Annotated in this window: 32 protein-coding genes and 2 pseudogenes; 10 read left to right on the forward strand and 24 right to left on the reverse strand. The window is 33.1% G+C overall.

Going from position 1 to position 25,515, the window contains the following annotated elements; translation table 11 throughout:
- Positions 1 to 33 precede the first annotated feature (33 nt).
- Complete coding sequence (gene pssA / locus NST77_RS12335) at positions 34 to 573, forward strand: CDP-diacylglycerol--serine O-phosphatidyltransferase (protein ID WP_095334284.1); 540 nt, start codon at positions 34 to 36, stop codon at positions 571 to 573.
- Between the two features lie 143 nt (positions 574 to 716).
- On the opposite strand, the gene NST77_RS12340 is transcribed toward pssA, so the two are convergent.
- From NST77_RS12340 to NST77_RS12355, 4 genes are all read right to left on the reverse strand, one after another.
- Positions 717 to 2,498, reverse strand: coding sequence for a M3 family oligoendopeptidase (locus tag NST77_RS12340; RefSeq protein WP_095334285.1), 1,782 nt, complete (start codon positions 2,496 to 2,498; stop codon positions 717 to 719).
- Between the two features lie 221 nt (positions 2,499 to 2,719).
- Complete coding sequence (locus tag NST77_RS12345) at positions 2,720 to 2,932, reverse strand: sporulation protein YjcZ (RefSeq protein WP_095334286.1); 213 nt, start codon at positions 2,930 to 2,932, stop codon at positions 2,720 to 2,722.
- A gap of 106 nt (positions 2,933 to 3,038) precedes the next feature.
- Positions 3,039 to 3,806 (reverse strand): N-acetylmuramoyl-L-alanine amidase, encoded by a 768-nt coding sequence (locus tag NST77_RS12350; protein ID WP_171509811.1) that lies wholly within the window; start codon positions 3,804 to 3,806, stop codon positions 3,039 to 3,041.
- A gap of 161 nt (positions 3,807 to 3,967) precedes the next feature.
- Positions 3,968 to 4,423: a hypothetical protein gene (locus NST77_RS12355; protein ID WP_341123018.1), complete on the reverse strand. Its 456-nt coding sequence runs from the start codon at positions 4,421 to 4,423 to the stop codon at positions 3,968 to 3,970.
- A gap of 310 nt (positions 4,424 to 4,733) precedes the next feature.
- Here NST77_RS12355 and NST77_RS12360 point away from each other — a divergent pair, with 310 nt between their 5' ends.
- A complete protein-coding gene (locus NST77_RS12360) occupies positions 4,734 to 5,054 on the forward strand; it encodes a hypothetical protein (RefSeq protein WP_095334289.1) in 321 nt (106 codons plus the stop codon).
- A 139-nt stretch (positions 5,055 to 5,193) separates the two neighbouring features.
- Here the strand turns inward: NST77_RS12360 and NST77_RS12365 are convergent.
- Together NST77_RS12365 and NST77_RS12370 are read right to left on the reverse strand one after the other, a co-directional pair.
- Positions 5,194 to 5,586 (reverse strand): annotated as a pseudogene (locus NST77_RS12365) (sigma-70 family RNA polymerase sigma factor); the annotation flags it as partial.
- 17 nt (positions 5,587 to 5,603) lie between these two features.
- Positions 5,604 to 7,103, reverse strand: a complete 1,500-nt coding sequence (locus NST77_RS12370) for a recombinase family protein (RefSeq protein ID WP_341123019.1) — start codon at positions 7,101 to 7,103, stop codon at positions 5,604 to 5,606.
- A 392-nt stretch (positions 7,104 to 7,495) separates the two neighbouring features.
- Between NST77_RS12370 and NST77_RS12375 the strand changes: the two genes are divergently transcribed.
- Both NST77_RS12375 and NST77_RS12380 read left to right on the forward strand, forming a co-directional pair.
- A complete protein-coding gene (locus NST77_RS12375) occupies positions 7,496 to 7,924 on the forward strand; it encodes a CBO0543 family protein (RefSeq protein ID WP_303985480.1) in 429 nt (142 codons plus the stop codon).
- Positions 7,925 to 8,210: 286 nt separating this feature from the next.
- Positions 8,211 to 8,630: a hypothetical protein gene (locus tag NST77_RS12380; RefSeq protein WP_341123020.1), complete on the forward strand. Its 420-nt coding sequence runs from the start codon at positions 8,211 to 8,213 to the stop codon at positions 8,628 to 8,630.
- Positions 8,631 to 8,945: 315 nt separating this feature from the next.
- Here NST77_RS12380 and NST77_RS12385 read toward each other — a convergent pair whose 3' ends face one another.
- A complete protein-coding gene (locus NST77_RS12385) occupies positions 8,946 to 9,944 on the reverse strand; it encodes a DUF3231 family protein (protein WP_341123021.1) in 999 nt (332 codons plus the stop codon).
- A 252-nt stretch (positions 9,945 to 10,196) separates the two neighbouring features.
- The gene (locus NST77_RS12390; RefSeq protein WP_341123022.1) at positions 10,197 to 11,432 is read right to left on the reverse strand and encodes an IS110 family transposase; all 1,236 of its coding nucleotides are present in this window, start codon (positions 11,430 to 11,432) and stop codon (positions 10,197 to 10,199) included.
- A 677-nt stretch (positions 11,433 to 12,109) separates the two neighbouring features.
- Here NST77_RS12390 and NST77_RS12395 point away from each other — a divergent pair.
- Positions 12,110 to 12,673: a DUF5067 domain-containing protein gene (locus NST77_RS12395; protein ID WP_341123023.1), complete on the forward strand. Its 564-nt coding sequence runs from the start codon at positions 12,110 to 12,112 to the stop codon at positions 12,671 to 12,673.
- Between the two features lie 46 nt (positions 12,674 to 12,719).
- On the opposite strand, the gene NST77_RS12400 is transcribed toward NST77_RS12395, so the two are convergent.
- The 3 genes from NST77_RS12400 to istA all read right to left on the reverse strand — a co-directional run bounded on the left by NST77_RS12400 (position 12,720) and on the right by istA (position 15,425).
- Complete coding sequence (locus tag NST77_RS12400; protein WP_341123024.1) at positions 12,720 to 12,980, reverse strand: YolD-like family protein; 261 nt, start codon at positions 12,978 to 12,980, stop codon at positions 12,720 to 12,722.
- Positions 12,981 to 13,203: 223 nt separating this feature from the next.
- The gene (gene istB, locus NST77_RS12405; RefSeq protein WP_341122867.1) at positions 13,204 to 13,923 is read right to left on the reverse strand and encodes an IS21-like element helper ATPase IstB; all 720 of its coding nucleotides are present in this window, start codon (positions 13,921 to 13,923) and stop codon (positions 13,204 to 13,206) included.
- Positions 13,920 to 15,425, reverse strand: a complete 1,506-nt coding sequence (gene istA, locus NST77_RS12410; protein ID WP_171509407.1) for an IS21 family transposase — start codon at positions 15,423 to 15,425, stop codon at positions 13,920 to 13,922. The genes istB and istA overlap by 4 nt, the downstream gene beginning before the upstream one ends.
- Positions 15,426 to 15,757: 332 nt before the next feature.
- Here istA and NST77_RS12415 point away from each other — a divergent pair, with 332 nt between their 5' ends.
- The 3 genes from NST77_RS12415 to NST77_RS12425 are packed head-to-tail and all read left to right on the forward strand — an operon-like array spanning position 15,758 to position 16,455.
- Complete coding sequence (locus NST77_RS12415) at positions 15,758 to 15,883, forward strand: hypothetical protein (protein ID WP_341123025.1); 126 nt, start codon at positions 15,758 to 15,760, stop codon at positions 15,881 to 15,883.
- Positions 15,855 to 16,058 (forward strand): YolD-like family protein, encoded by a 204-nt coding sequence (locus tag NST77_RS12420; protein ID WP_235973410.1) that lies wholly within the window; start codon positions 15,855 to 15,857, stop codon positions 16,056 to 16,058. Before NST77_RS12415 ends, NST77_RS12420 begins: the two co-directional genes overlap by 29 nt.
- A 34-nt stretch (positions 16,059 to 16,092) precedes the next feature.
- Positions 16,093 to 16,455, forward strand: a complete 363-nt coding sequence (locus tag NST77_RS12425) for a hypothetical protein (RefSeq protein ID WP_172860251.1) — start codon at positions 16,093 to 16,095, stop codon at positions 16,453 to 16,455.
- A 475-nt stretch (positions 16,456 to 16,930) separates the two neighbouring features.
- On the opposite strand, the gene NST77_RS12430 is transcribed toward NST77_RS12425, so the two are convergent.
- The gene (locus tag NST77_RS12430) at positions 16,931 to 17,062 is read right to left on the reverse strand and encodes a hypothetical protein (RefSeq protein WP_341123027.1); all 132 of its coding nucleotides are present in this window, start codon (positions 17,060 to 17,062) and stop codon (positions 16,931 to 16,933) included.
- 6 nt (positions 17,063 to 17,068) lie between these two features.
- Positions 17,069 to 17,872, reverse strand: a complete 804-nt coding sequence (locus tag NST77_RS12435) for an SMI1/KNR4 family protein (RefSeq protein WP_172859970.1) — start codon at positions 17,870 to 17,872, stop codon at positions 17,069 to 17,071.
- A gap of 104 nt (positions 17,873 to 17,976) precedes the next feature.
- On the opposite strand from NST77_RS12435, the gene NST77_RS12440 reads away from it, so the two are divergent.
- Positions 17,977 to 18,750: an HNH endonuclease gene (locus NST77_RS12440; protein ID WP_123260829.1), complete on the forward strand. Its 774-nt coding sequence runs from the start codon at positions 17,977 to 17,979 to the stop codon at positions 18,748 to 18,750.
- Positions 18,751 to 18,994: 244 nt separating this feature from the next.
- Here the strand turns inward: NST77_RS12440 and NST77_RS12445 are convergent.
- From NST77_RS12445 to NST77_RS12495, 11 genes and pseudogenes are all read right to left on the reverse strand, one after another.
- A pseudogene (locus tag NST77_RS12445) lies at positions 18,995 to 20,343 on the reverse strand (IS1182 family transposase).
- A 128-nt stretch (positions 20,344 to 20,471) separates the two neighbouring features.
- Complete coding sequence (locus NST77_RS12450; protein WP_172859969.1) at positions 20,472 to 21,005, reverse strand: hypothetical protein; 534 nt, start codon at positions 21,003 to 21,005, stop codon at positions 20,472 to 20,474.
- 126 nt (positions 21,006 to 21,131) lie between these two features.
- A complete protein-coding gene (locus NST77_RS12455) occupies positions 21,132 to 21,932 on the reverse strand; it encodes a hypothetical protein (RefSeq protein WP_172859968.1) in 801 nt (266 codons plus the stop codon).
- Positions 21,933 to 21,991: 59 nt separating this feature from the next.
- Positions 21,992 to 22,225, reverse strand: coding sequence for a hypothetical protein (locus NST77_RS12460; protein WP_095334328.1), 234 nt, complete (start codon positions 22,223 to 22,225; stop codon positions 21,992 to 21,994).
- Positions 22,226 to 22,357: 132 nt separating this feature from the next.
- Entirely contained in the window at positions 22,358 to 22,495 is a 138-nt protein-coding gene (locus tag NST77_RS12465; RefSeq protein WP_341123029.1) for a hypothetical protein, read from the reverse strand.
- Positions 22,496 to 22,598: 103 nt separating this feature from the next.
- A complete protein-coding gene (locus NST77_RS12470) occupies positions 22,599 to 22,808 on the reverse strand; it encodes a hypothetical protein (protein WP_235973334.1) in 210 nt (69 codons plus the stop codon).
- Between the two features lie 6 nt (positions 22,809 to 22,814).
- Complete coding sequence (locus tag NST77_RS12475) at positions 22,815 to 23,000, reverse strand: hypothetical protein (RefSeq protein WP_172859971.1); 186 nt, start codon at positions 22,998 to 23,000, stop codon at positions 22,815 to 22,817.
- A 92-nt stretch (positions 23,001 to 23,092) separates the two neighbouring features.
- Positions 23,093 to 23,455 (reverse strand): hypothetical protein, encoded by a 363-nt coding sequence (locus NST77_RS12480; protein ID WP_341123030.1) that lies wholly within the window; start codon positions 23,453 to 23,455, stop codon positions 23,093 to 23,095.
- A 123-nt stretch (positions 23,456 to 23,578) separates the two neighbouring features.
- Positions 23,579 to 23,779: an XtrA/YqaO family protein gene (locus NST77_RS12485; RefSeq protein WP_123258020.1), complete on the reverse strand. Its 201-nt coding sequence runs from the start codon at positions 23,777 to 23,779 to the stop codon at positions 23,579 to 23,581.
- 83 nt (positions 23,780 to 23,862) lie between these two features.
- Positions 23,863 to 24,063 carry a hypothetical protein gene (locus tag NST77_RS12490; protein ID WP_341123031.1) on the reverse strand — a complete coding sequence of 67 codons (201 nt, stop codon included), beginning with the start codon at positions 24,061 to 24,063 and terminating at the stop codon, positions 23,863 to 23,865.
- Positions 24,064 to 24,324: 261 nt separating this feature from the next.
- Positions 24,325 to 24,507, reverse strand: a complete 183-nt coding sequence (locus NST77_RS12495; RefSeq protein ID WP_141231373.1) for a hypothetical protein — start codon at positions 24,505 to 24,507, stop codon at positions 24,325 to 24,327.
- A 272-nt stretch (positions 24,508 to 24,779) separates the two neighbouring features.
- Here NST77_RS12495 and NST77_RS12500 point away from each other — a divergent pair, with 272 nt between their 5' ends.
- Positions 24,780 to 25,319 carry a hypothetical protein gene (locus NST77_RS12500; RefSeq protein ID WP_341123032.1) on the forward strand — a complete coding sequence of 180 codons (540 nt, stop codon included), beginning with the start codon at positions 24,780 to 24,782 and terminating at the stop codon, positions 25,317 to 25,319.
- Positions 25,320 to 25,515 lie beyond the last annotated feature (196 nt).

Consider the following 25,515-nt stretch of genomic DNA (forward strand, 5'->3'; position numbering starts at 1 on the left):
AATGCAAAACATTTCATACTAGGAGTGAATCTAATGTTTTTACATGGAGTTTTAGAACAAACTATCAAGAAAATTAAAACTCAACTCGCTAATGTGTTAACTTTAACAAATATTTCATTAGGTGCTTTTGCAATTATCTATAGTTTAAAGGGACATCTCCAATTAAGTCTATTACTTATTTTTATCGCTGCATTAGCAGATAGACTGGATGGAATGACTGCCAGAAAATTTAATATCGAATCAGAGCTTGGCAAACAGCTTGATTCTATGAGTGATATCATTTCATTTGGGGTAGCACCGGCATTATTAGTGTATCAAGGGATTTTATTTGAGTTGGGAGCACCAGGATCTTTCTTTACAGTCCTTTATATTGTGTGTGGCGCTTTTCGATTAGCTCGATTTAATATTACGGAAAGTCATGGCTTTTTTACAGGCCTGCCGATAACAGCAGCTGGCTGTATTTTAACCTTTAGCTGTCTATTTTTTACTTTTATACCGAGCCATATTTATTTATTTCTTATGCTTATTCTTTCCATCTTGATGATTGGCAGTTTCAAATGGAAAAAAATATAAGCATTTACTAAAGCTATTCATCAAAAAATGAAGACCTCCTACACACCAGCAGCTTTTGGTATGTAGGAGGTCTTTTATCTATATTCCTTTTAAACGAATGCTGTGGTTCTAGTCATTTCTATATAATCCTATAAAAAGACCTTTCATTCATTCGTTAATGCTAAAAATTCTTCTACATCCTTAATACAAAGATCTATAGCACTATTCCAGAAATCCTCTTTTGTTAAATCAATTTGAAGATGCTTAAATGCCAATTCTTCTACTGTCATGCTTGCTGTATCTCTTAATAGGGCAATGTATTTCTCTTCATAGCCCTTTCCTTCCTCTAATGCTTTTGCATAGATTCCAAGTGAAAATAGAAACCCAAATGTATAAGGGAAATTATAAAAAGGTACACCTGTAATATAAAAATGCAATTTTGAGCCCCAGAAAGAAGGATGGTATTCCTCTAAAGCATCCCCATATGCTTCTTTTTGGGCATTAAGCATTAACGTATTTAATTGCTCCTTTGAAATTAATCCATTCTGACGTTCTTCATAAAATCTTGTTTCAAAAAGAAAACGAGCATGAATATTCATTAACAAAGCTATAGATCGCTGAATTTTATCTTCCAATAATACTAGCTTTTCATCCTCTGATTTAGCAGCCTTTAAAGCTGCATCGGATACAATCATTTCCGCAAATGTAGACGCTGTTTCTGCGACATTCATTGCATAATTTCTATTTAATGTGTGCATATCGCGCATAGCGTATGTATGAAAGCCGTGCCCTAATTCATGGGCTAAAGTTGAAACATTTGATGGCGTGCCAGAATACGTCATAAAAATACGTGACTGAGCACTTTCAGGGAAATAGGTGTGAAAGCCTCCTGGTCTTTTCCCTTTTCTATCTTCTGCTTCAATCCATCTCTCTTCAAATGCTTTCTTTGCGAATCCTGACATTTTCGTACCAAATTGCTCGAAATGCTTAATAATAAATTCGGCACCTTCTTGGTAAGACATTTTTGTTTCTATTTTACCAAGAGGAGCATCCAAATCATACCAGCTTAATTTTTCTAAACCTAACAATTTAGCTTTTCTATTTAAAAATTGTACAAATGGCTGTTTTTTCTTCGAAATTGCATTCCACATCGCCTGCAATGTTTCTTCTTGCATCCGATTAATCGCTAAAGGTTCTTTTAAGAAACTAGTCCAGCCTCTCATCCCATAAACATTTAATCGGAAACCAGCTAAATGGTTTAATGTTTTTGCCAGAATTTCCCCATTTGCATCCCATGCTTTTTCCCATTCTTTAAACACCTTTTTTCTAACCGCGCGTTCAGGGTTTGAAAATTTATTAGCAGCTTGTCCAACGGAGAGATATTCTTCATCAAAAGGAATCTGAATTTTTCCAACGATGGTATCATACATTTGGCCCCAGCCATAATAGCCATCGACACTTAACTTATTTATCAGTGTTTCTTCTTCTTCGGATAATTTTTCTTTAGCAGCCGCTCTTCTTTCTGACAGGACAAAATAAAGTTCTTCTAGATTACTGCCTTTGAACAAGGAATCCCATTCCATATCACTATATAAGGATAATTTCCCATCTAGAACCGTTAATACATTTTGAAACGCAGCACTTAATTCAGTTACTCTACCTCTTAAAGCGCTTGCTCCTTTATCTTCCATATTCTGTGCCTCTAAACAACTGACAAAAGCACCTGCTTGTCTTACTTTCTTTACGACTACTTCAAACTGATTCACAATTTGCTGCAATGAATCTTTGTCCGTCTCCTGTAATGGCTCATACTTATGTACATATGCTGATAATTTGTCAATTTCATCCATAGACAAAGCTAAATGCTCTCTAAACTCTTGAGAATTACTTCCTCCAGGAAATAATCCTTCTAAATCCCATGTAGCTTGATATTCTTCTATCTTCACTTTTCTCCATCTCCTTCCACTGTTACTACTATGTCATTATAGTTTGACTATCGAAATATTTCCATTCTTTCTGTTAAAATAGTTAAATATTTCTGATAACAAAAGAAAAAGCATCGTTATCTAAAACAGATACATGATGCTAGAATCTATATGAATTAACCTGTTTGTATAGGAATTACTATATTTACTATTAGAACATCTAACTTTTTCGTCTTTTTCTCTTAGCGATAAAAGCCACCGAATGCCCAAAAACCCCAAAATAGAATGATAACAATAAAAAGAATGATTAAAAATGCGTACCAGAAACCACCAGCACCACCATATACACCGCCATAAGCAGGATAAGGGGCACCACCATAGCCAAAAGGTGCAGGTCCAAATCCACCAAGCGGAACAGCTGCTGGTACTTGATTTGGGTATCCATAACCAGCCATTCATTTTCCTCCTCTCTTTCTATAAAATATTCTTAATTTGTTGTGAATGTTTTAGGCAATTGTCCCATTTCTAACTTTTTCCTATATATCCGCAAATAAATGTTGTTTACTTACGAGATATAAACGCATGAAACCCAGCTTCCTTCGCTTTTTCTGCTAAACGCTCTGCGTTCTTTCTATTACTAAATGCCCCGATTTGTACTTTAAACAGATTGTTTCGAAATAAAATAGCTGTATCAAATCCCTTTTCAGCTGCTTCCATTGCCTTTTTTTCTGCATTTTCCTTTTCCTTATATGCTCCAATTTGTACACGATAGATCGGTGGTTGATTTTTCTTCTTCTGCAAAGAAAAAGCCCTTTCTAATCCTTGGACATGCCCTTTAGCAATTTTTGTAATAAAATTACTATCTTTTAACTGATTCACATCTGCTACTGTATCAATGAAGCCATTTTCTGTTAACAAAGCGGGCATGGTTGTTTCTCTTAATACATGGAAATTTGCATTTTTCTTTCCTCTATCATTAAATCCTGTCTCATCTATTACTTCCTTATGAATGTCATTCTGATAAGTCGTCGTAGGTGCACCAACTCCCGGATAAATATAACTTTCGAAGCCATTACCCCCACCTGCATTTACATGAATAGAAAGATAAAAATCAGCATTCCAGTTATTAGCAGCATTCACTCTTGCGGACAAACTTACGGCTGAATCATTATTGCGACTCATCCGAATTTCTACATCTTCATATTCATTCAGAAGAAACCTTCTAATCTGTTGAGCAATACTTAAGGTAATATTTTTTTCTTGCAGTCCATTTCCTACTGCACCTGAATCTGAACCACCATGACCAGGATCGATAAAAATTTTAACCATGCTTTTCACCACCTTTCTAATAGTATAGATAGATGGTGAAAATTCGCTTGTTTAAAAGCCCATATACCGAATGTTAGATTCTAGCCCTATTATCTGCGGGAAAATGCCGGCATAATAGGCAGAGTTGAAAAAATAACAATTTTCTCTCTTGATTTACTTTTTTATGAAAAGATAATACTCTCTCTTTCTGTATTCTCGATAAATTTCACCTCATGAATGGAATCATTTTCATCACAATAATAGATGGACTTACTTATAATGGAATTCTCATTTTCTCCAAAACTAAAAAACACGATAAACTTAACCAATCCTTTTTGCAAACCTGCTATGTCAATGCTGTCATTTTCAGCAGTAAATTGATATGGTGTGTTTAAACCCAAATCAAATCTCCAAACTTCATTGTTATATAATTCCCCACTTACTACTGCATGCTTCATCGTGAAATAGGAGTTGATATCAGCTTTCTTTTGCATACTTCTTACCGCATCTTTTAGCTCAGAAATGGAAATTTCGTCCCCCTCTTGATATGTAACATCCTGTAAATCATCTATATTAGGAATGGGCCAGAAATTGTTAATCAAGGATATCAATAATGTAATGAATAGTATATGTCTCATAAACATAGGTCTTCAACCCCTTCGATGAACTTTAATCTTTTCTGCTTTTAGCAGCTTTATATTTCATGTATATTACAAATGTTATAAAACATTTACAAGAAGTGAAAAATTTTTTTGAGACATTTTTTGCATTCTAAGTTTGTACCTGTTCCCTTTTTTTATAAAAAAAGAAGGCCTGTACCTTTCTAACGATATGATTAACCCACTTTAAAAATGATTAAATTTTCCAATTACGCAATCGTTCTTCCTTTTCTTATTCGCATACTTCTAAAGGACATGCATACAATGTATGGAAGGAGGAGAGCACAAAATGAAAAAAATCTCTTTAATATCCATAATCATTCTATTGGGTTTTATTGCTTACATAGAAACACCAACCGCAAAAATTAACAAAAATAATGTTCTCTTTTACGGAGCTATAAAGGAAGAGCAAGAAGTTAGCAGTAATGGAGATGAAATATTTGGAGCTCCTGATCTTGAATATAAATTAGAAGAAACAAAAGAAGAGGATGGGTTTATAGTGGAAGTTTACCGTGAATATGAAATTTATAAAAATCGGCAAGGCGAAGTTGTAAAAACGGTAGCAACCGACAATACAGAATCCCTTCATTATGCAAAAAATAAAAGATAGAATAAGCCGCTTAGTCAAATGTTAAAAAACGAAGCGACTAAGCTGCTCTTCTATCCCTTAAAATACCATTATTGATGTGTCTATATAAACGATTTCTTCATAAGAATGCAAATCTATAGAACATCCTTATGTAAAGTTTTTATTCATTTTTTCGCTTTTTTTCCTTTTCTGCTCGATAAAATTCATGGAACATTTTCATCAATGCTCTTTTCTCTATTCTTGAAACATAGCTTCTTGAAATTCCTAATTCTTTTGCAATTTCTCGTTGTGTTTTTTCCTTCTTTAAATCTAGACCAAACCTGCCGATGATTACTTCTTTTTCTCTTTCATCTAAAACATCAATATATTCCTTTACTTTCTCCAGCTCCATATTCAACTGAATCGTATTCACAACATCTTCCGATTCTGATTTCAGAACATCAATAAGACTGATTTCATTCCCCTCTTTATCTTGACCAATTGGATCATGCAAGGAAACATCTTTTTTGGTTTTTTTCAAAGCTCTTAGATGCATAAGGATTTCGTTCTTGATTACAATAGGGTACTACATTAAAAGATTTGTATATTTATAGTCTCACTATCTACAACCATTACTTCTTTAATTACCCTTCTCAATATTTCTTGTTTGTGTTCAAAAGAAAATTCGTTTTTCTTATTCTTCATAAACATATTGATCGCAGATTCCAAGGCAACCACACTTGGTTCTTTACCTGCAGCTACTTCATTTTCATTTAACATTTCGTTATACTTATCTTGTAACTTCTTTTCTTTTAGTTGAAGATTTCTTATTTGTTCTTTGATTTCTTCCAGATCCATATCATCATCTTCACTTAGGCTGACAAGTTGGAATAAACGCTTGCGGCCCTTCTTAGCTTTTTCTATTTCTGCTAAGACATATTCCATTTCTTCTTTTAAATAGGTCTTTTCATCTTGTTCTCTAAATTCAGCAATTTTCTTTGGATCGCTGAGTAAATCCACTATAGTGTCCCATACATACTTATTTAATTTGTTTTCGCTTATCTGTTTACCGCATCCCTTTGATTTTGAACCAGCATAGTTTTTGCGACATGTGTAAATAAAAAAATCTTTACCATGCGATTTCGTTTTTTTACCTGTCATTGTTCCTCCGCAACGATCACATCTTACTAAACCAGATAATAAATAATGATGAAAGCTAACTTTTGTTTGGCGTCTTCTCCCCTGCTCTAATAGGGACTGGGCATATTCAAATTGTTCTAGTGAAATAATTGCAGGTATCTCCGTTTTTAACCATTCTTCTTCCGGCCTGATTTTTCCATATTCCACTTTTTCCCCTGCTTGTTTTTTTACATAATTACCAACCGTATCATATTTGTTCTGATAATAATTACCTGTGTATGCTTCATTCATCAATATTTGACGAACTACTTGCCGATGCCAGACCTTTGCACCACGTTTTGTTGGAATACTTATATCTGTCAGGTGAAGAGCAATACCATTTATACCCTGAAATTTACTGTTAGGATTGGTGTAATAGTCAAAGATCATCCTGACTACTTTTGCTTCCTCTTCATTTATTTCGTATGTTTCTTTCTCTTTATTATAATGGTAGCCATATAAATGATTGTTCTTAACAACCTTGCCAGACTTGGCTTTTCGATATCTTCCTGTCATAGTATTATGTTTAATCTTAGCTTTATCAAATTCAGAAAAGGCACCCCTAACTTGGAAATACAATTGTCCTTCAGCGTCGTTTTTGTAATCACTTCTGACAAACTGTAACTCTACGTTATTCTTCTGCAGTGTCTCCGTAATCATTAGCTGTACTAATAACTTTCTAGATAACCTGTCAGGATCATAACATATCACTTTATGAATAAGTCCCTTTTCAATATCGTCTTGTAATCTAGTCAACGCAGGCCTATTCATTATTTCGCCAGTTATTCCTTCATCAACGTATTTTAGGTATTCTTCATTTCCAGCTAATTGAATACACTCTTCAATCTGGCCGTTTATGCTGAATCCCTTTAATTGTTCCTCTGTCGACACCCTTGCGTAAATTCCTATCAAGTTTATTTTGCTCCTCTCTATATTTCTTTACAATATAATGATAGCAATCTTGGATAACTTTGTCAGTATTAGGACCTTTGATAATGTTGACCTTCATGTTGTCATCACCTCATTAATCTATATGAAGTGATGGCTCGTACTTATTAGTCCAAAAAAATTCCTATAAATGATCTTCAGCTTTGCTTACTTTGACTATCTAGTACTCCGCGTTATATTTAGAAGTCTTTTTCCGTATATTCTGTTGAGATTATTTTATTATACAACCGGGAAAGATAGGGAAATGGTTTAAGTGAAAATATTTACCAATAATTGCGCTCTTGAAATAAATAAAATTCAGTTCTGAGGAAAAGATAAAAATAAAAAGGAAAAATAATATGATTTTTAATGTCATGATGGTCTTTATATTGCCTTGGATTGTAGGGTGCTTTCATCTTTACAAAAAGGATAGATTGATAATCCCGCTCATTGGCTCATTTTTTTCAGTAATAGCATTTACTGTAAATGAATTAGGTTTTTATTTGAACTTTTGGAAGGTAAATTCCTCTAATAGTACATTTTCCTTTCTGCCCTTTAATTTAGGTATATATCCAATATTAGCAAGTTACTTAATATTCTTTATTAAAAGAAGGAAGAGTCCTTTTCTTTATATCTTTTTAATATCATTATTTACAACTTTACTTGAAGTGGTATATGTCTTAACTGGAAAGATTATATACGGAAATGATTGGAATTTTATATTTACCTTTTTTTCCTATCTGTTTCCTTATTATCTCGTTTATAAATATTATGTTTTTCTTAAAAGGAAGAACGTTTTAAATTAGAAAATTAAAAGACCGTATATTTATTTTAGAACTAAAGAGCTGTATTCCTCTAACTACTTATTTGATTTCTTCTGGTAATACCGAAGCAGGTTTATTGAATAGGAAACCTAGGTAAGTGAGCTATTTAGTTCTAATTTATTTGGTTATTTAATTAAAACAATTATGTATTATTAGACTCATTCAGAAAATCTACTATTAAAAAGGAAGAAAACAATTTATGGTCTTGCTTACTATTTCGATTATCTTATTTAATTTCATTGCATATAAGAAAAATAAAATACCTACAATGAACAGAAAAGTAAGTCTATGGACTTTTACTATTGCCTTTCAGATCAGTTTTGATGTGATTATTGAATTTAAGTACGGAGGGTATTGGTATTTTGATAAAGGTGTAGATTGGTTTGGAGTTTTTGCACACACGATTTTAATTCCTCCAATCAATATACTATTTATAAGCTACTTTCCATTTAACCACAGTATTATTAAAAAGGTATTATATATTACATACTGGACAGTAGGGATTACAATGTATGAAGCACTGACTTTACTCCCTGAACCTTTGGGCTATTTTCATTTAGGCTGGTGGAAATTGTGGTTTGAATTTATTATTGTACCTATTCTTCTACTTATGATATTGGGTTATTATAAATGGATTAGTAAGTTAGAAATGATAGCATTGGATATTAACAAAAGGAGCAATAAATAATATATTCTTTAGATTCTTAAAAATATTCCTCAGATTCAAACAAGGATTATTTTTTGCGTCTGTTTTAGTGAATATAGCTTAGCTTAGTTCTTTTTATTCCAAAAAACTCCTATTTAAGGAATATTTAGACTACATCGTAAGCTTTGCTTACTTTAACTATCTAGTACTCCCGATATATAACTCCGCTTATTTAATAATTGATGTAATTCTCTATAAAAAGTGTTGAGTTTGTCTTATATAACAAACGGGGCAGTTTAGTGAAAGTTTAATTTACAAATAAATTAAAGGCCCGACCGAGTGGTAGGGCGATGTTGGTTATATCTTTTTTGCAATTTCTTTTCTATTAGGTGCCAGTGGTGGTTGTTCTAACCATTTATTTTCTACCATAAGATCAAACCAATTTTTTGTAACTATAAGATTCTGTAATATAGTCTTCTCATAAGTGGCTACAAGATCTGTTCTCATGGCTGATGCTAATCCAGCACCATGATAATTTTGAGCCGCTTGAAACAGGAGACCCATATGGAAAAGGATTAACTTATCAGAAAATGGTGAATCAGTTGAGGTGGTTACTTCTGTTTCCAGAGATTTTGGCACTGGTAAGTTATCTGCTTGAAGTATTTTTGCTAATGCTTTTATTTGACCATCTGCTGTTTTCTCTGATTCAGTTAGAAACTTTCTAATTTCTTTAGATCCTGCTATCTGTGAGAATGCAATAGATAGAGTTTTAGCCATTATACTTTTCTTAAGATTCAACGAAAGACTTATAATTTCTGTTGCAGCAAGCGTTCTACCTTTTCCAAAAAAACCATCTTTAAAATCTTTACTGGTGACATAACTTGGATGTTCGTATGCATAGTATTGTGGATCTCTTTGAAATAGACCTTTTTCAAGTAATAACTCAATAGTTTTATGATACATCTTATTTCCAGCTGTACTACATGAATCGTAAAAGTTTCTCAAATCTTTTCTGACTGAAATGCTTAGGGCAGTGGTATGCCCTAAGATTCCATGTATAGTCATGATATGTAAATAATTTAGGCAGAATGCATCTGAAAACAATCTCTGTTTTCCTAGATATAGGTCAGATTCATTAAATCCAATAGGAATAGGAAATCCTTCTTCCTTGAAGAATTTACCAATTGTGTTCTTTTGTTGGTCAAATGTCTTAATTGCAGTATGAAATATTTCCTTTATTGCTTTATCTTCTATTATTGAATACATATATTTATTAATAATGTCTGTCGCTGTTCCATTTATATACTCTGCCCATAAGGAACCTATTTCAGAAGATGTTAGCATTGATTTTTTCATAATTGATTCACCTCTATAATAATATTTCCAAATGCATACAGGATATGCTGTATAATATAAATTGGGAATTTCTAGTTTACTGCGCTAAAGAAGATTGTGAATAATTACACTTAAACAAAACCAGCTAATAGTTTGTCAATATCTTTCAATAAAATCTTTAAATCTTTCATGTTATACTAAATTTATGCATACCAAATAACCTTCCAATTTCACTATTTGGAAAGTTTTGGTCACATTGGTTTTACTTTTTAATTACGCTATATCTTGGAAAGTAGATTTGTTTTTCAAAAGTGCATATATCCAGTGTAAAAGTTTATTTGCACAAGCAATTATAGTGACTTTATAGGGTTTACCTTCCTCCCGTTTTTTATCGTAATATTCTCTTAATCTCTTGTTTCGAGGAAGGAGTTGTTCATCTGTCCGTGCTTTACGCTTGTCTCTTATGGCTGCTCCGACTGCCATATATAAAGCATGACGCAGCCTACTTGAACCGCGTTTAGTAATACGGTTTTGTGTAGCTCTAAATTTACCTGATTCAAAGACACTAGGGTCAATGCCCGCAAAGGCGACAAGTTTTTTGGGACTTGTAAATCGATCTATTTCACCGACCTCGGAAATAATCGTTGCCGCGATTTTTTCACCGATTCCTGGAATAGATTTAATGATATTATATTCTTCAATTTCTTTTGCTAGGGCATCTATTTCAGCTTCCAACTTGGATAGGTGCCCTTTGTATTGAAGAAGCATATCAATATACATGTTTAGGCTTAATAAATGACTTTGATAAATTGTTTTTTCAAATGGATTGCGTGCGGCTGAAGCCTTAAGCATGCTTGCCTTATCCTTTGCCCATTGTAGAGAACGGCTTTTACATAAATCATTGATTGTAGTAGCTAACTGTTCCTCACTAGCCATTAATATATCCTCAGACGATGGATATTCTAAAAGTGTCTTCAAAGAAACAATCGAATGCAAATCTCCAAAAACTCCTCTATATTCAGGGAAAACTTGATCCAAAATAGATTGAAACAGAAGCTTAGTTTGTACATAGATACCTGTGACATTTTCGTGTTGTCGTGTCAAATTTCGCAGGTTTAAGAGTTGAATGCCACGTTTTTTATAAGGCTCTAGGTCCTCTTTGTAATACAGCTCGCAGAGATGTCTGGCATCAATTGGATCAGTTTTCACTTTTCTTAAACTTGAACTTTTTGCTCGATACGAGACTAATGGATTTACAATTATTAATAAATAATGTCGATTCTCTAAATAGTACACAACAGGGGAATGATAGTGTCCTGTTGACTCTAATACTACAGGTGGCTGAATACCAGTTTTACCTTTAACTTCTTCCAGGAAATCGAAGAGTTCCTTCAGCCCCTCAAGAGTATGAGAAACTTTAAATCCCTTACGATATGGCTTCCCTTTATCCAAATATGCTTGAACCTGACTTTCACCTTTTGACACATCCAGACCCACTACTGGATTCATTCTAAAATCTCCTCCTTTGAATTCTTTGCCAGTAACCCCTATATCCCTAATGCAGTATCACAGCTTCGCTTGTTATACGAGATCAAGTCTCAACCAGCCTCAAACATGTTTCTACAAGTAGGGGGTGAACGGTTTAGTTGACGGGATCTAGTCCCACGGGGGCGGACGTTCTACCCTGGCTACGATTATCATATATCGATATAAAAAAAGGTCAACCAGAAATATTTTCTGGCTGACCTTATAATACGAAAGGGGGCGTTTGTTAATTAATATGAAAAATGCCCCCTCTAGAGAATAGGCTTTCTTATGTGTGCATCTTACGGTGTTTAGTAATGAAGGAGGCAGCTATATAGAATACATTAATCTCCTTATTATACCGGTCTATAAATCCCTTTATTCTTAAGTATGAAAAGTGGTCAGAATTCAGAAAACAAACAAGAAATTGATACAGCAAGTGAAATTTGCAAATTTATAGAAGTACTAGTTGATGGTATATTACTGTAGAAGAATTTGAGAATAAAAAAGTAACTATTAATTTTACATAAAGCAGCCCTCCCCATATATATGGGATCTTTTTAATTATTTCTCATTGTCTACTTTTGTCGAAAGTGTAGTAATATTTCCTCTTAAAATGTAAAATGTTGTTGCTTAGCAGACAAATATTAGGGGGAAATTCAATGAAAAAAATTTTAATATTAATTTCTGCGTTGACACTATCTTTAATAGTAGGTTGCGGAAATCAAGAAGAAGGAACGAAAAACAGTTCTGAATCTGGAAATAAAAAGGAAACTACAGTAAATACAAGTGAAGAAAAAGAGACGAATAATAAAGTCTATTTTAAAGATAATGAAGCAAAATTAGTTGATTTAAAAATCAAAATCACAGAAACTAAAGTTATCCAACCGGGTGAAAAAGGAAATGAATATGGAGAAAAACCTGTATTTGCAATTTGGTATGAAACAACTAATTTAAGTGATAAAGATATTGATCCAACTACTGGATGGATGGCAGTATTCGAAGCAGTACAAGATAATAATCCTAATTCAGTTAATACTCTTGAAGTTGGCGGGCTTCCAGATGATCAATTCCTTGATTCTCAACTAGAAACAATTAAAAAAAATGGAACAGTTAAAAACGCGGTAGCTTATGAATTAGATGATTTAGAAACTCCTGTAACATTAATAGCTACACAAGGATTGGGTGGCGATAAATTAGGCGAACAAAATTTTAATATTAAATAATTTTTTTATATATTAAAAAAAGCCCTTCTACAAACGAGTTGGGCTTTTAAACTCTTTTCACTTGTAAAATATCCATAAATGGAACTTTAATTGTTTCAGAAAAATTCTCTATATGAATGAGTTTTGTATTCCCATCCATTTTAACTACTTTCCCTCTGACCGAATCTTCTCTCTTCCACACAGTTAATCTAAGTTCAGTCTTATCCTCTAATGCTTCTGTTAAAGTACTGGCGATTTCCTCTAGTTCAAATTCATCTCTGCTTGGTCTTGATGGTTTTTTAACCTTCTTAGGTTTTGTTAACGTCATAATTATGCACCTCTCCTTACTTTTCGTACTGGTCCAACTGATAGAATATTGCTTATCTTAAAAGTGCGTTGCTGCTTACGAGAAAAGCAATAAGCACTACATGATTCTTCATAAAGTTTGATGACCTTAATCTTACGTTGACTAATTTCTCCTTTTGTATGTATTTGGCAAGCAAAAAATGCATAAAACGGCAATCAAAAATGTAACCACTTGCCAACGAAATTTAATTCTGAATAATTGACTCCTTATAACGATAACTATCGCCTTTAAATACAATCAAATGCGAATGATGGATGAGTCGATCAATTACTGCCTCCGTTAATATTGGATCCCCAAAAACGTGATTCCATTGACCGAATTGAAGGTTTGTCGTGATTATGATGCTTTTGGTTTCATAACACATCGAAATAACCTGAAACAATAATTCAGCCCCTTGTTTGTGAAGAGGAATGTAACCTAACTCATCCAAAATCAAAAGATCCAATTTCTCTATTTGCTTAAAAAGCTTATTGAGATTACCTTTTTCATTTGCTTCTAATAATCGATTAACTAATGATGCCGCTGTATAGAATTTAACAGCTTTGCCATACCTTTGTATGGCATTCAATCCAATTAACGTAGCTAAATAGGTTTTACCTGCACCTACACCCCCATAGAAAATTAGATTTTCTTGCTGCTTCATGAATACTCCATTTAATAGGTCTTCACTACTTAGTCCTGCTGTTAGGACAATGTCCTTCCAATCAAAAGGTTTCCCATTGACTTTAGGTAAGCTTGCTTGTGTAAGTAAAAGATTTGTTTTTCGTTCTTCTCGTTGCTCAATTTCTTTTTCAAAAAGCTTCAGTAAATACTCTTCATTTGATGTGGCTTCTATCTCTTGATAATGTTCTCTAATCCAACTTAATTTCAATCGTTTAGCGAATTCTTGAATCTGCGTACTCAATTTATTTCAGCTCCTTTTAGAAGCTGATTATAATGCTGTAGACCTCTAGTAGCCTCCGGCATAATAGGCAATGACTTTTGGAGATGTACTTCTTCGCGTATCCCTCGACCATTAATTAGTTGGTAGAATACTTGTTTAATTGATTCAACCGAAGGATGACCATGCTCTGATGCAATCTTCAGCGCTTCAGTAATTTTACTAAAATCATAATCTTTCATCACTGTACCTAATAACTTCAGGGCTTCTGATTTTTCAGAGGAAGTACATGAATTAAAATATGTTTGCCATTCTTGTGGTAACTGCTCATAGAAACTAGTATATTTAAGTGCCATAGGACGTTTGGCCATTAGATTTAAGTATGGCTGCCAATTAATCGATTTTCTATATTGACCATAGAGTCGAGGATGGCTAACGACTAGTTGATAATCATCTGTAAGAATATCAATTGAATTATATGAAATACGAATTAGAACCTTATTTAAAGCGTATCTTGGTGAAGTAGAATATAGATTTTTTTCTACTTTAATATAACCGTACTTATCGGCTTTCACTGTTTCGTATCTGATGCATTGGTATTCCTTACTTGGTAAAACCAAAAAGGCTTTCCGATCCTCTTCAAACAGCTGGGATATGAAAGATTCCTTTTCATAATGTTTTCTCTCACGATCTTTCTCAGCTTTTTCCCACAACGTCTTATTAAGTTCGTCTAAATTCAGTACGTGGAGACCAGGCAATAAATAATTGTTTCTCACATATTTCACCATTGCTTCCACATGACCCTTTTCATTCCCACTATTAGGATTACAAAATTCACTTTCGAACCCATAGTGTAGAACGAAGTTCTGAAATTCCTCTGTTAACTGCCGTTCGCCATTTGGCAATACCTTCTTTACGGCAGCTGAAAGATTATCGAATCTAATTGTTCTTGGAACACCACCCATATGGTGAAAAATACGCTTTAATCCTTCTAAAAAACACTCTTTGTTTTGAGCGGGGAATACCTGAAAATAAAATGAATTACTATATGGATAAGAAAGAACCAGATAGGGTAGAGTTATCTGTTCCCCTTGATATTTAAACGGAGCTTCTCCAAAATCCACTTGAGCTGACCCAGGTTTGCTCTCTAGTGATAACGCTGCTTGATTCGCTTCATTTAATAGTTCTTTTTTTCGATGGGATATGTAGTTTCTTACTGTTCGATCAGAACCCTTAAAATCAAACTCCTCTTTTAATTGCTCCCAAATTCTCTTTGCAGTTCTACGGAATTTTCTCTTTTGTTTAAAATCTTCTATTAACCATTCATCTACTATATGTTTAATAGGATCCATCACTGGAGATGGTCTGTCTTGTTTGATATTTTCTACAGGACTAAAATCATCCTGTTCTGCATACTTCTTAACAGTTCTACGATCTCTTCCTATTCTTTGTGCAATCTCCGAATAGTTACTGTCTTTTATGTTTACCTCATGTCTGATATAATTAATTTCGGCCACTGCCAACATCTCCTTAATACCTCCTGCGCTTGTTTGTCCCAACAGGAAGTGTATGTGTATTTTGGAATGTTGACAAGTGGTTTTTTAATTTGTGCAGGGCCTACGGCCCTATTGCACAAATTTAATGCCATACCCTACATTTTTATGATGCCATAAACACTTTTGTATTTAGATAAATCATTTCTAAAACTTCACCATTCATAACAGCTCTTTTAAGTAAACCTTTCATCAGTTAGCCCCCCTTTTTGGATATATTATATACGAACATTCGTTCGAAAACAATATTGAAAACGAACAATTGTTCTTATATAATTATCCTATCAAAAAGGGAGAAGTGGGATATGTTAAAAGACCGTGGGACTAAGAAGAAGTGGGTTGCAATTATGTTACCAGAGCATGTTGCAGGTGTAAAAGAAGTTATTGTGAGAAATAATAAGATTGAGAAGCCTGGAACTAGACGAAGATAAGTTGAATGATATAGACGTTTTGATCCATGAAGCAATGGAATATAATCAGCTTCTTAAATACAGTCTATATAATAATGGATACATAAACACTTTGATTGGCCGTACTGTTTATATTGACTATCTTAATAACCAGTTACGTATTCAAGATGAAAAAATATTATATACATTACATTAGTTGATGTAGAAAGAGCATAAACGGAGCAGAAATAATGAGTAGATTATCTGAAGACGATAGAAACATATTTGAAAATGCTATATACTTACCGATGCTTCTTACAGTACTTGATCGTGATTTAAAAGTTGCTAATGCAGCTCCCTTTAAGCTTAGGCAAGTCTATATAAACTTAATCGAACACACGATGAAACAGGTACAAAGAGATATGCGTGAAAACAATAATAAGATGTATAAACGTAGATGGAAGTTAGTAAAAGGTGAGAATGATGGTTATTTTACCGAGTATAATTTCTATTTCAATGGTTTTCACGAAGTGCATAGATATTTTAATGACAACTTACGGAATAACACAGTAAAGCTACTTAATTATTATTTTTTGCATCGTCATTTAGATTGATCTTTTACAGGAAATTGTTCTAAGAAGGGCCTCGTTATAAAGGGACACGTATAGGGGAAATTAACCGCCGGTTCTACCGGCGGTTGCTTACTTTCTCTATCTTTTAATCTTCTTTTTGTTTCTAATGCTAGTGAAAATTAGTGAACCAACACTGAATATAACCCCTAACAACAAATTATAGAGGAATTCTAAATTATTTGTATTAGAGACACCAAATAAAATAGAAATCAATATTCCAAATAAAAATCCAGCGAACATCACATACAATTTACTATGATTTTTAAAAATTATAATTTGTTCTAAAATCATGCTAAGTATAATAACAATTACACTTAAATAAATAACCTGATAAAAAATTATTGTTATTATATATTCTGTACCAAATTGGTAAATAAAAACAAGAGAAAAAACGATTATATAATATACAATACTAATCAGATACGCCTTAATAAAATTCATATTATCAACTTTCTCTTTAAAATTGGAGATGACTTGTTAAACGCTCATCTAGTGTTGCTATCCAAGCAAGGCGCTTTAACTTTCCAATTTTTCCCTTCAAACAATAAACAGTCATCGTAAAAGATGATGTTTTTGCTTTACTTATCATCTCAAATTACTTTTTATCCTCAATATATTCTAATATCTCATCTCTGAATAGTTTAAATACTGGATTTGTACTTTCCCCAAATATTTTTACTATTTCATTTATGAATTGTTTATCATCTGTTAACTCATAGGTTATTAAATACCATGCAGATCTCCCTGCTTCATTTGAAATAATTTCATTTTCACTTTTTATTAAAACTAATAAATTCTGAAGTTGTTCATTAAGAACTTTTCCATCTTCACCATATAATTTTTCATATGCACTGATACCATTTAAAACATCCGTAGTATCACTACTTTTTATTAGTTCTCTGGCTTCTTCTAAGGTGAAAACAATAGCACCATCTACTTCTTCCTCCTCTTCCTCATATATGTACAAATTATCTAACATTTCATCAAATGAATCGAATAAGCGGATAAATTCATTTTCCTCTGAAAATATGTAAATTACACTTGGATTAGAAGAAGACTCATTATAATCTAATGCTAGCCACTCATGACCATCTCCACTAAGTATTATTATATTTTCTCGTTCAATTTTCCATTCTTCCACAAAGTAATTCGTTTGAAATATTCCCTCACCCTGCTTAATTCCAAATAAATACTCTATTATAATATAATTGTCATCTTCCTCCTGATTCTGTTTGAATGGCAGCGCATTATATTGTAATGTTCCACCATTTTTAATTTTTAATAAGTCAATATATGATTTAGGTAATTTTACATTAAAATGTTTTTCTGCAAGTATAATATCATCTTGAACTAAGTCTTCTAATGTATAATCATCAACCTCAACATTCCAAATATTCACAATAATTCTCCTTTTTTAAAAAAATGTTTATATTTTCCTTTTATTACTATATAATCAATATTGTATTATAAATATACTAAATTTTACAAAAAAGGGGAAGGTATATGAGTAAAACTTTCATTAAGTCATCAGTTATTACATTAATTTTTTCCTTATGCATTACTATTTTTTCGCCTGGTCTTGCATTAGGAGCTGATAACAAAGTTGTATCTAAAAATTTGGAATCGGAATTTATCACTGATAGTCAAAATGAAATTTTAGAGAATACACCAATTGATCTATTGGAAACTGTCCCGCTTGATACATTGGAAGATCATATTATAGATGATCCTTATAACGAAACAGAGAGGATAGAAAATTCTAGTGATTCAGATAATAACTTTTCTATTCTAGTACAAAAACATGAAAAATTCCCAGCTGGGGGAATTTCTGGAAAGGCGCCAACAGTAAAAAGAATAAATGTTAAAACTGTGCAAGTTAAAGTTTATAAAACCTATAACACTACACTATTTAAAAATCTAGTTAATGGTCATCTGGCAGGGAAATATCACCCAGTTACGAAAATTATATTCAACTATCAAGGTTTCCCTATATTCCCAGGTCCAACGTTCAAAATATCTGCTAAATACTGGAAATCAAGCAATACGACCATTTGGAATCAAATCAAGGGTAATGTAAAAGCTGAACTTAAAACTAATACTAAATTTAAAAAGCAGTTTACTCAAAGGGAGATAAGTGACATAAATAAAGGAATTAAACCTGCAAATTTTAGAATACACCACCATCAAAATACAGGAGAAATTCAACTAGTACATAAAAATTTACATGATAAAACTGGGCATACTGGTGGAAAAACAATTTGGGGCAGCTACAAATAACTAGGATATCCAGCATTTTATACTCGGTTTGAGGACCAATAGCTATATCTAGTTTAATCATTTGGGATTGTTTTGCTTTAGTACCAGTTTTTTTAAAAAGAGTTAATGCCCTCTTTTGAGGGCATTAACTCAGCTTGTGGAGAAAGGCACTATATTTTCTTCCACAAGCTTTTTTATTTGGTTTAATATTTATTTTTTTCACTGCCTTCCATCATTTTTATGTAAAAAACAAGGATCGTCACAATTACCCTAGCTTGGCTAGGTGCGTGGCGATCTTTTTCATATTCTGACACGCTGCGGTGAGTAACACTTGCTCACTCGCGTTGTGCAAGCCCCGTAACCGGCAATAACGAAGCCCATGCAGTTCTTTTGAATCTGCGAAGCTTCGCTCGACTTTCTCTTTTCTAAGTTTATAAAGCATTTTTCCGGAAAGGGAGAGTCTGTTTAGGCGTACCTTCTCCTTGAAGTCTTCCCACACATGGCGTGTTATGACCTTTTATTTGTTCTTTGACCTTGTGCACTCCTTCAGGAGTGGGCATTCCGAACATTTTTTAGCATCCGACTTATATTCTCTATATCCTTCTCTTGTTGTAGTGCGATAAACTAACTCCTGGCCATTCGGACAAACATAGACATCCTTTTCTTTTTCATAAGTAAACTTCCACTTTGGGAAAAGTCCTTTTGTGGGCTGAAATCTTCGGTGGGCAATGACGCCAAAAATACTTCTGTCGTGAAGACCTTTACAAATGGGATTCGTTAAATAACCTGAGTCTAGTGCTACAGCTTCCACTTTAAATCTAAATCGTTCAATCTGGCGATCCAATCTAGAAAGGTAAGGGACAGAGTCATGGACATTTCCAGGAGTAACATAGGCATCAGTTATAATATTAAACTTCATATCCGTTGTTCGGTGGTCAAGGTAACAGAACATTTCCTGCTTGTTATCCCTGGACATAAAGCCACAATCCGGATCGGTTGTACTTTTTCGGATTTCTTTTGTTTCTGTCACCTCCTCTCTATCTTTTAGAGCTTTTTTCCGTGGTTTGATCGGTCTTCATCAATAGCTTTATTGAGTTCATCTATGTATTCACGAGTCTCCATTTCTACTTCTTCACGAGTGAACTTGTGCTTATTGGCATTTGCTTTAAGGTGAGTGGAGTCAGTAAATAAAACTCTTCCACCGACCATTTTATGATTGATAGCTTGAAGGACAATTTCATCAAAGATTTCTTGAAAGATGTTTGTATCCTTAAAACGAGTTCGTCGGTTCCAACTGATGGTTGAATGATCTGGAACGGGGTCATGGAGCTTTAAGCCAAGGAACCATCGGTATGCCACGTTCATCTGGACTTCGCGTTCTAATTGTCGCTCTGAGCGGATGCCATAAAAATAACCAATGAACATCATCTTAAATAGCATAATTGGATCCGAAGGACGCCCGTTTTTCTCTGAATAGAAGGGACGGACTTTCTCCCCAATAAAAGAAAAATCAATGTACTTATCAACCTTTCTTAGAAGATGATCCTCCGGGACCAAGTCCTCAATAAAAACAAATTCAGCTTCATTTTGTGATTCTTTTTTCGGTTTGAACATACCATCCACCATCCTAGTAATATTAACTATATTATATCATATTAACGCGGTGAATTAGTGAAGCGAAAGCATAAAATAAAGACTGTCGAGAGTTTCTCGACAGCCTGAGCTTCTACGAATGTAGATACTTATTCTTTGTCAACAAAAATATTATTTTTAAGCTTCTTAAGTCGGTGCTCTAGCAAACTCCTAAAATAAACAACTCTCTTTCTTCCTTTTCTATTCAATTTTGATAAATTCCCTATAATGTTCACTATCGCAAGTACAGCAAACATTATTGCTATAGCAATTAGTATAGATTTTGCTATTTGATTAAATGCCACAAAACTTGTTACAAAAGAAGCAACAATTGCAACTATTGGTGATACATGAATTGAACTATTTGTCTCTTCTTCCATTCCTTTTAATCGTGCAATACTTCCTACAAGTGTATACTCATCTAACTTATCTAATACTTTATGCATATCATAATATGAATTAAGTCTACTATGATTCAATTCTGAGAATTTATCAACTAATGCTAATATCTCTTCATCTTCCCCTATTAAGAGTATCCTCTGAATTTCCTGTTCAAAAAAGTCGTTTTTTTCAACTTTTGCACGAATACTGTTCATTTCTCTTTCTATTCCATCCAATTTACGTTTTAAGCCAAACCATAACATCTCTATCCCCTCCTTAACTCTTTATCGGAAGGGCTAATGCTTTTTAAAGTTTTGTTATTTCTAAACCATATACTAATGATTTAATATCTGGTTTACAGATAACAAAAAAACATCCGAATCGGATGTTTAGTCACTAGTATTTTTAAAGATTTTCTTTTCTCTTTTTCGTGAATCTTGATATATCAGTTCGTTGACACTATCTCTAATCATATCCCTAGGTATATGAATATTTCTATTAATCAGCTCTTTTTCTAAATTGTCCAAATTAAAAGAACCTTGCCTATTGATTAAATCATTAATTACTTCTCTAACAACAGATTTTTCTTGTTCATTCATTTGATATTTAACAAAATACTTCTGTTCTGCGAATGTTTTTAATCCTCTCATTACCGTTCTTTCTAACTCATTGAAACGTTCTAATATGTACTTCTCAGGTTGGCTTACTTCTGGGTTCTTTAATATTGAGATACTTTCCAATGTACTATAAATTGGATTTTCAGGTTTTTCTTCTATTAAAGCTTCATGAATCATTGCTTCAAGATTTTCTTTTAATTCAACGACCCCCTTCATATCATTTGTATAAAAGATTGTTCTAAGCTGATTAATATCAAATGGTAAATCCGTTGTTTTTTCACAAATTTGCACTAGTGGCTTTCTTACAGCATGTCTTACTGCTAGTTCATACATTACATTAGGATTTAGTCCAGTTAAGTTCGCTATTACCAAATCAGATTCTATAATATTTTCAATAACTTGGCGTGTTATATTTCCACCTTTACTAATTTTATGCGCTACTACGATTTCAAAATTTAAATCATTAAGTAATGGGCTAATAACTGCATCGATGACTCCATCTGCATGTCTTCTAATAGTAGATTCGTCTCCTCCTATTGGTGTAATTATAAAACAAGTTTTGCTATCACTCATTAACATTCCCCTTCCGTCTTTTCTTTGTTAATTCGACAAAAGGAGATATTTTCCTGCTATTATCCAACCAAACTTTGGACCCATGATAAATAATTTGTCGTAAAAGAATAATATAAAGCAGCCAACAATGCTACAGTCGCAAGAAAATTAGCTAATTGTTTTGGAAATCTTAATGCTCTTAATAAAATAAAAACTACTATAAATGCTATTGCTCCAGTAATCATGACTATTCCAAATTGGATAGCCATTCCATTTACTGTATTCCCAACAGGACTAAAATCGATTTTTTCCATAAAACACCTCCAAATAATATATCGGGTAAATATGGAAAAATGGTAGTTCTATTTTGCTTTACCGAAGACAATGCTCTCTAACGAAATTAGAGGAAGCAGCCTATTAACCGACTCCCCGTCCTGCCTTCCATTTTACACTACCGATTTTTCACCATGCAAAAGTTTGGAAAAAGTCGTATTTGTGCCGATTTGCGCCTTTATGTCAGCTCTTAATTTATCAATAGAATCTCTAGAAATCTCTAAATGTATCGCTATTTGCTGCCGAGTCATTCCGCTTAGCATACAATCATAACAATTTTCAATATTTCTTTGTCTAAGAAATCTCCAGCGCTTTCAATGGCGAATACTTTTCGTTGATATTCTCGCAATCTCATTATTTGTTTCTTTCTCGAATATCCATGTCCCTCAATTCTGCTTGTCTTTTGCCAAAACTCCCATGAGGTAATGTTGCTTCAATCCCATATTGAGCAACTCCCCAGGATCGCATGGGTACAGATTTCCCATAAATAATTCTTTGTAGCCTTTCAATTTCTCTTTTCATCATTCGGTAATCTCTAATTAATTCTGCAATATTTATCTCCATTCACCATTACCCTCTTTGTCTTAATGCCCCATTATGTCTTCTATATGTAGGCTTTCTCATGCCCATTAGCTCTTCTAAGTCTCTATGAGAAAGATTTTCTTCCTTATTTGCAACTGACTTTTTCTTAGTTGATTGAGTCTTAAGATGTTGTTTTTCCCATTCTTTAAGCTGTGTTTTTAATGGAGGATTCATCATTATCACCTCATTTGATAAATAAAAAAAGGACACCAAACGAAACGGTATAAACCGCTTGTTCAGTGTCCTCCAGTTGGCTGGTAGAACTATTATTCAAATGTTTTTAGTACAACTAAATATGCTATATTCCTTCTCGGTGTTAAAAACAACCAAAAAAAGGCCAACACACTTAATACAAAATATGATGAACCCCATATTATGGCAAAATACGTAAGAAGTGCTCCCATATTAATTGGCTGATACTCTTCTCTTAATTCGATGGATTTAATTGCTAAATCAAAGTCTACTTTCCCAATAAACAATAAGTACGAAGAAAAAAAAGTGAGAAAAACACTAATTAGTGGAATTAATAAACCTATTAAAGTCTTATTATATTCCTTACTATGTTCTAAATTTAATTCTAACTCATTTGCCATCATGAGTATTTCATCCTTTTGATGATGGGTTTCCATATACTCCTTGAATTTAAGTTTCCCTTTATTATTATATATATTTATTTTCAATAATTTTTTTCAACCTTTTTCAAGTAATTTTTAGTATCCAGTTCATCATATCTTGTTCTTTTACTCTTATTATTAAAATTCTTCTCCTTCATCAAACTTTACCCTTTTAACTTTACCTTGATGAGTAATGATTTTTGTCTCCCCATGTTCCGGTAGCCTAGTAAGCTTAGCTCCTCCATCACACACAACAATGGCAAAGATTCCTTTTTGTTCCATTATATCAACTTCTAGGCGCATTGTACTAGTATTTATCTCTAATTCTTTAAGCCTCATGAGGATCACTTCCCTTACATTATTAATCTGTTAATCTAGAATACTGGGTAATCCATAATTTCTTTCATTCCACTCCCATAGGCTTAACTGTCCTTTTTCTGAATAGGCTCTATTTGTATTACAGAAGATATCCTCCATCCATATCGCCCTTCACTAAAATCCCCAAATAGATATTCTTTCTCACTGATTTTTGCTTTTTCGGTTCTTGCAAAGTATCCATAATCACCTATAAACCTTTGACAATCTGCTAATTCACCAATAGCAATTATGAATCCAATAGGCAAATCACTGATTAGTTTTATCCCATGTTTTATTAATGTTTTTTGTATTTCTTTTATGATGCCATGCTTCCTTATCTACACTCTTACCGGCATGTATTGCCAATTTTCCAAGATACTTAGTTTGCCAAGATCTCGTTTCGAATTCTTTTCCACCAAGAGCAATCAACGTTGCCCAAGGTTGCCTAATTGTTATAGCTTTTATTTTCCTTCCCTCTTTCTTTGTGTTAATTTATGAAACATTTTTATAAATTAATCGTATAAATATTAATTATTACTTAAAAAGGCGATGCTTGTGATGTTTAAATCCGAATTAGCGAACCTAATTATCAAATAAGTATAGTATGTTGGTTTTACAACGTTTACTTCTCTTAATCCTAATGTATCGAAATGATAGCAATCTTGGATAACTTTATTCGTATTAGGACCCTCGATAATGTTGACCTTCATGTTGTCATCACCTCATCAATCTATATAATGTAATGGCTTGTACTTAGTAGTCTAAAATTTGACTAATTAAAGCTTCTATATAAAAAGTCATAGGCTTTATTTACTAACTATCAGGTAATCCCTATATAACTGCGCTTATTGAACAATTGATGCAGTTCCCCCAAGTGTTGAGCTGAATTTGTTCTTATATAATAAACGGGGGAGGTTAGCGCAAGAAGGAAAAATTTGTATTAATAAAGAATAAATATGAGATTAAGTGCATGGAGGACAATATGATAAAAGAAAAAACACCATTTGTTATTGCTATTTCTGCTGTATCTGGAGGTGGAAAAACAACAATAACCAAGCTTCTAAATCAAGAATTACATAATTCTAAGGTACTGTTCTTTGATGAATATGATTTCAATGGTCCAGATGACATTATTAACTGGGTAGATAATGGAGGAGACGCTAATGATTGGGATGTAAATCCTTTAATAAAGGACTTGCAAGTTTTATTAACGGAATCGCTTGATTATATAATCTTAGACTTCCCATTTTCTTATAAACATGGTCAAGTAAGTAAATTCATTGATTTTTCCATATTTATTGATACTCCATTAGACATTGCTTTGGCAAGGAGAGTAACTAGAGATTTTTGCAATAGCTCAACGGAGGATATTTTATCTGATATGAAAAATTACACATCTAGAGGTAGGCGTGGTTATCTTAATATGCTTGAAACAATTAAACCTGATGCAGACTTTGTTGTTGATGGTACATTACAAGCAGCAGAAGTAATAAATGTTATACTGGATAATATTAAAAATTAATCTTCTAATCTTATCAGTAAAATTATTTGCAACATTACATGTAAAGTAACCAGGTTCGTTTATCCAAGATGGATTAACGCTTTTTGAAATATAAGTCTACAGGGGAAGAATAGCCCAATATAGTTAATGGTTATTTATTTGAAATTTAGAATTATATAGGAGATGTTTAAATGAAAGACAACAAGGGGACAGCTAT

The organism is Niallia sp. FSL W8-0177 (genome assembly GCF_038006285.1).
Lineage (GTDB): Bacteria > Bacillota > Bacilli > Bacillales > Cytobacillaceae > Niallia > Niallia circulans_A.

Coding starts and splice junctions, on each gene's coding strand:
- NST77_RS12460 (WP_095334328.1), bottom strand. CDS start 22,225: ATGGAAAAAATCGATTTTAGTCCTGTTGGGAATACAGTAAATGGAATG.
- NST77_RS12375 (WP_303985480.1), top strand. CDS start 7,496: ATGGTCTTTATATTGCCTTGGATTGTAGGGTGCTTTCATCTTTACAAA.
- NST77_RS12390 (WP_341123022.1), bottom strand. CDS start 11,432: ATGAATCCAGTAGTGGGTCTGGATGTGTCAAAAGGTGAAAGTCAGGTT.
- NST77_RS12355 (WP_341123018.1), bottom strand. CDS start 4,423: ATGAGACATATACTATTCATTACATTATTGATATCCTTGATTAACAAT.
- istA (WP_171509407.1), bottom strand. CDS start 15,425: ATGTTGGCAGTGGCCGAAATTAATTATATCAGACATGAGGTAAACATA.
- NST77_RS12345 (WP_095334286.1), bottom strand. CDS start 2,932: ATGGCTGGTTATGGATACCCAAATCAAGTACCAGCAGCTGTTCCGCTT.
- NST77_RS12415 (WP_341123025.1), top strand. CDS start 15,758: ATGTTAAAAGACCGTGGGACTAAGAAGAAGTGGGTTGCAATTATGTTA.
- NST77_RS12440 (WP_123260829.1), top strand. CDS start 17,977: ATGAGTAAAACTTTCATTAAGTCATCAGTTATTACATTAATTTTTTCC.
- NST77_RS12350 (WP_171509811.1), bottom strand. CDS start 3,806: ATGGTTAAAATTTTTATCGATCCTGGTCATGGTGGTTCAGATTCAGGT.
- NST77_RS12395 (WP_341123023.1), top strand. CDS start 12,110: ATGAAAAAAATTTTAATATTAATTTCTGCGTTGACACTATCTTTAATA.
- NST77_RS12480 (WP_341123030.1), bottom strand. CDS start 23,455: ATGGAAACCCATCATCAAAAGGATGAAATACTCATGATGGCAAATGAG.
- NST77_RS12475 (WP_172859971.1), bottom strand. CDS start 23,000: ATGAATCCTCCATTAAAAACACAGCTTAAAGAATGGGAAAAACAACAT.
- NST77_RS12430 (WP_341123027.1), bottom strand. CDS start 17,062: ATGATAAGTAAAGCAAAAACATCATCTTTTACGATGACTGTTTATTGT.
- NST77_RS12450 (WP_172859969.1), bottom strand. CDS start 21,005: ATGTTATGGTTTGGCTTAAAACGTAAATTGGATGGAATAGAAAGAGAA.
- NST77_RS12495 (WP_141231373.1), bottom strand. CDS start 24,507: ATGAAGGTCAACATTATCGAGGGTCCTAATACGAATAAAGTTATCCAA.
- NST77_RS12360 (WP_095334289.1), top strand. CDS start 4,734: ATGAAAAAAATCTCTTTAATATCCATAATCATTCTATTGGGTTTTATT.
- NST77_RS12500 (WP_341123032.1), top strand. CDS start 24,780: ATGATAAAAGAAAAAACACCATTTGTTATTGCTATTTCTGCTGTATCT.
- NST77_RS12465 (WP_341123029.1), bottom strand. CDS start 22,495: ATGACTCGGCAGCAAATAGCGATACATTTAGAGATTTCTAGAGATTCT.
- NST77_RS12400 (WP_341123024.1), bottom strand. CDS start 12,980: ATGACGTTAACAAAACCTAAGAAGGTTAAAAAACCATCAAGACCAAGC.
- NST77_RS12485 (WP_123258020.1), bottom strand. CDS start 23,779: ATGAGGCTTAAAGAATTAGAGATAAATACTAGTACAATGCGCCTAGAA.
- NST77_RS12470 (WP_235973334.1), bottom strand. CDS start 22,808: ATGGAGATAAATATTGCAGAATTAATTAGAGATTACCGAATGATGAAA.
- NST77_RS12455 (WP_172859968.1), bottom strand. CDS start 21,932: ATGAGTGATAGCAAAACTTGTTTTATAATTACACCAATAGGAGGAGAC.
- NST77_RS12385 (WP_341123021.1), bottom strand. CDS start 9,944: ATGAAAAAATCAATGCTAACATCTTCTGAAATAGGTTCCTTATGGGCA.
- NST77_RS12380 (WP_341123020.1), top strand. CDS start 8,211: ATGAACAGAAAAGTAAGTCTATGGACTTTTACTATTGCCTTTCAGATC.
- pssA (WP_095334284.1), top strand. CDS start 34: ATGTTTTTACATGGAGTTTTAGAACAAACTATCAAGAAAATTAAAACT.
- NST77_RS12425 (WP_172860251.1), top strand. CDS start 16,093: ATGAGTAGATTATCTGAAGACGATAGAAACATATTTGAAAATGCTATA.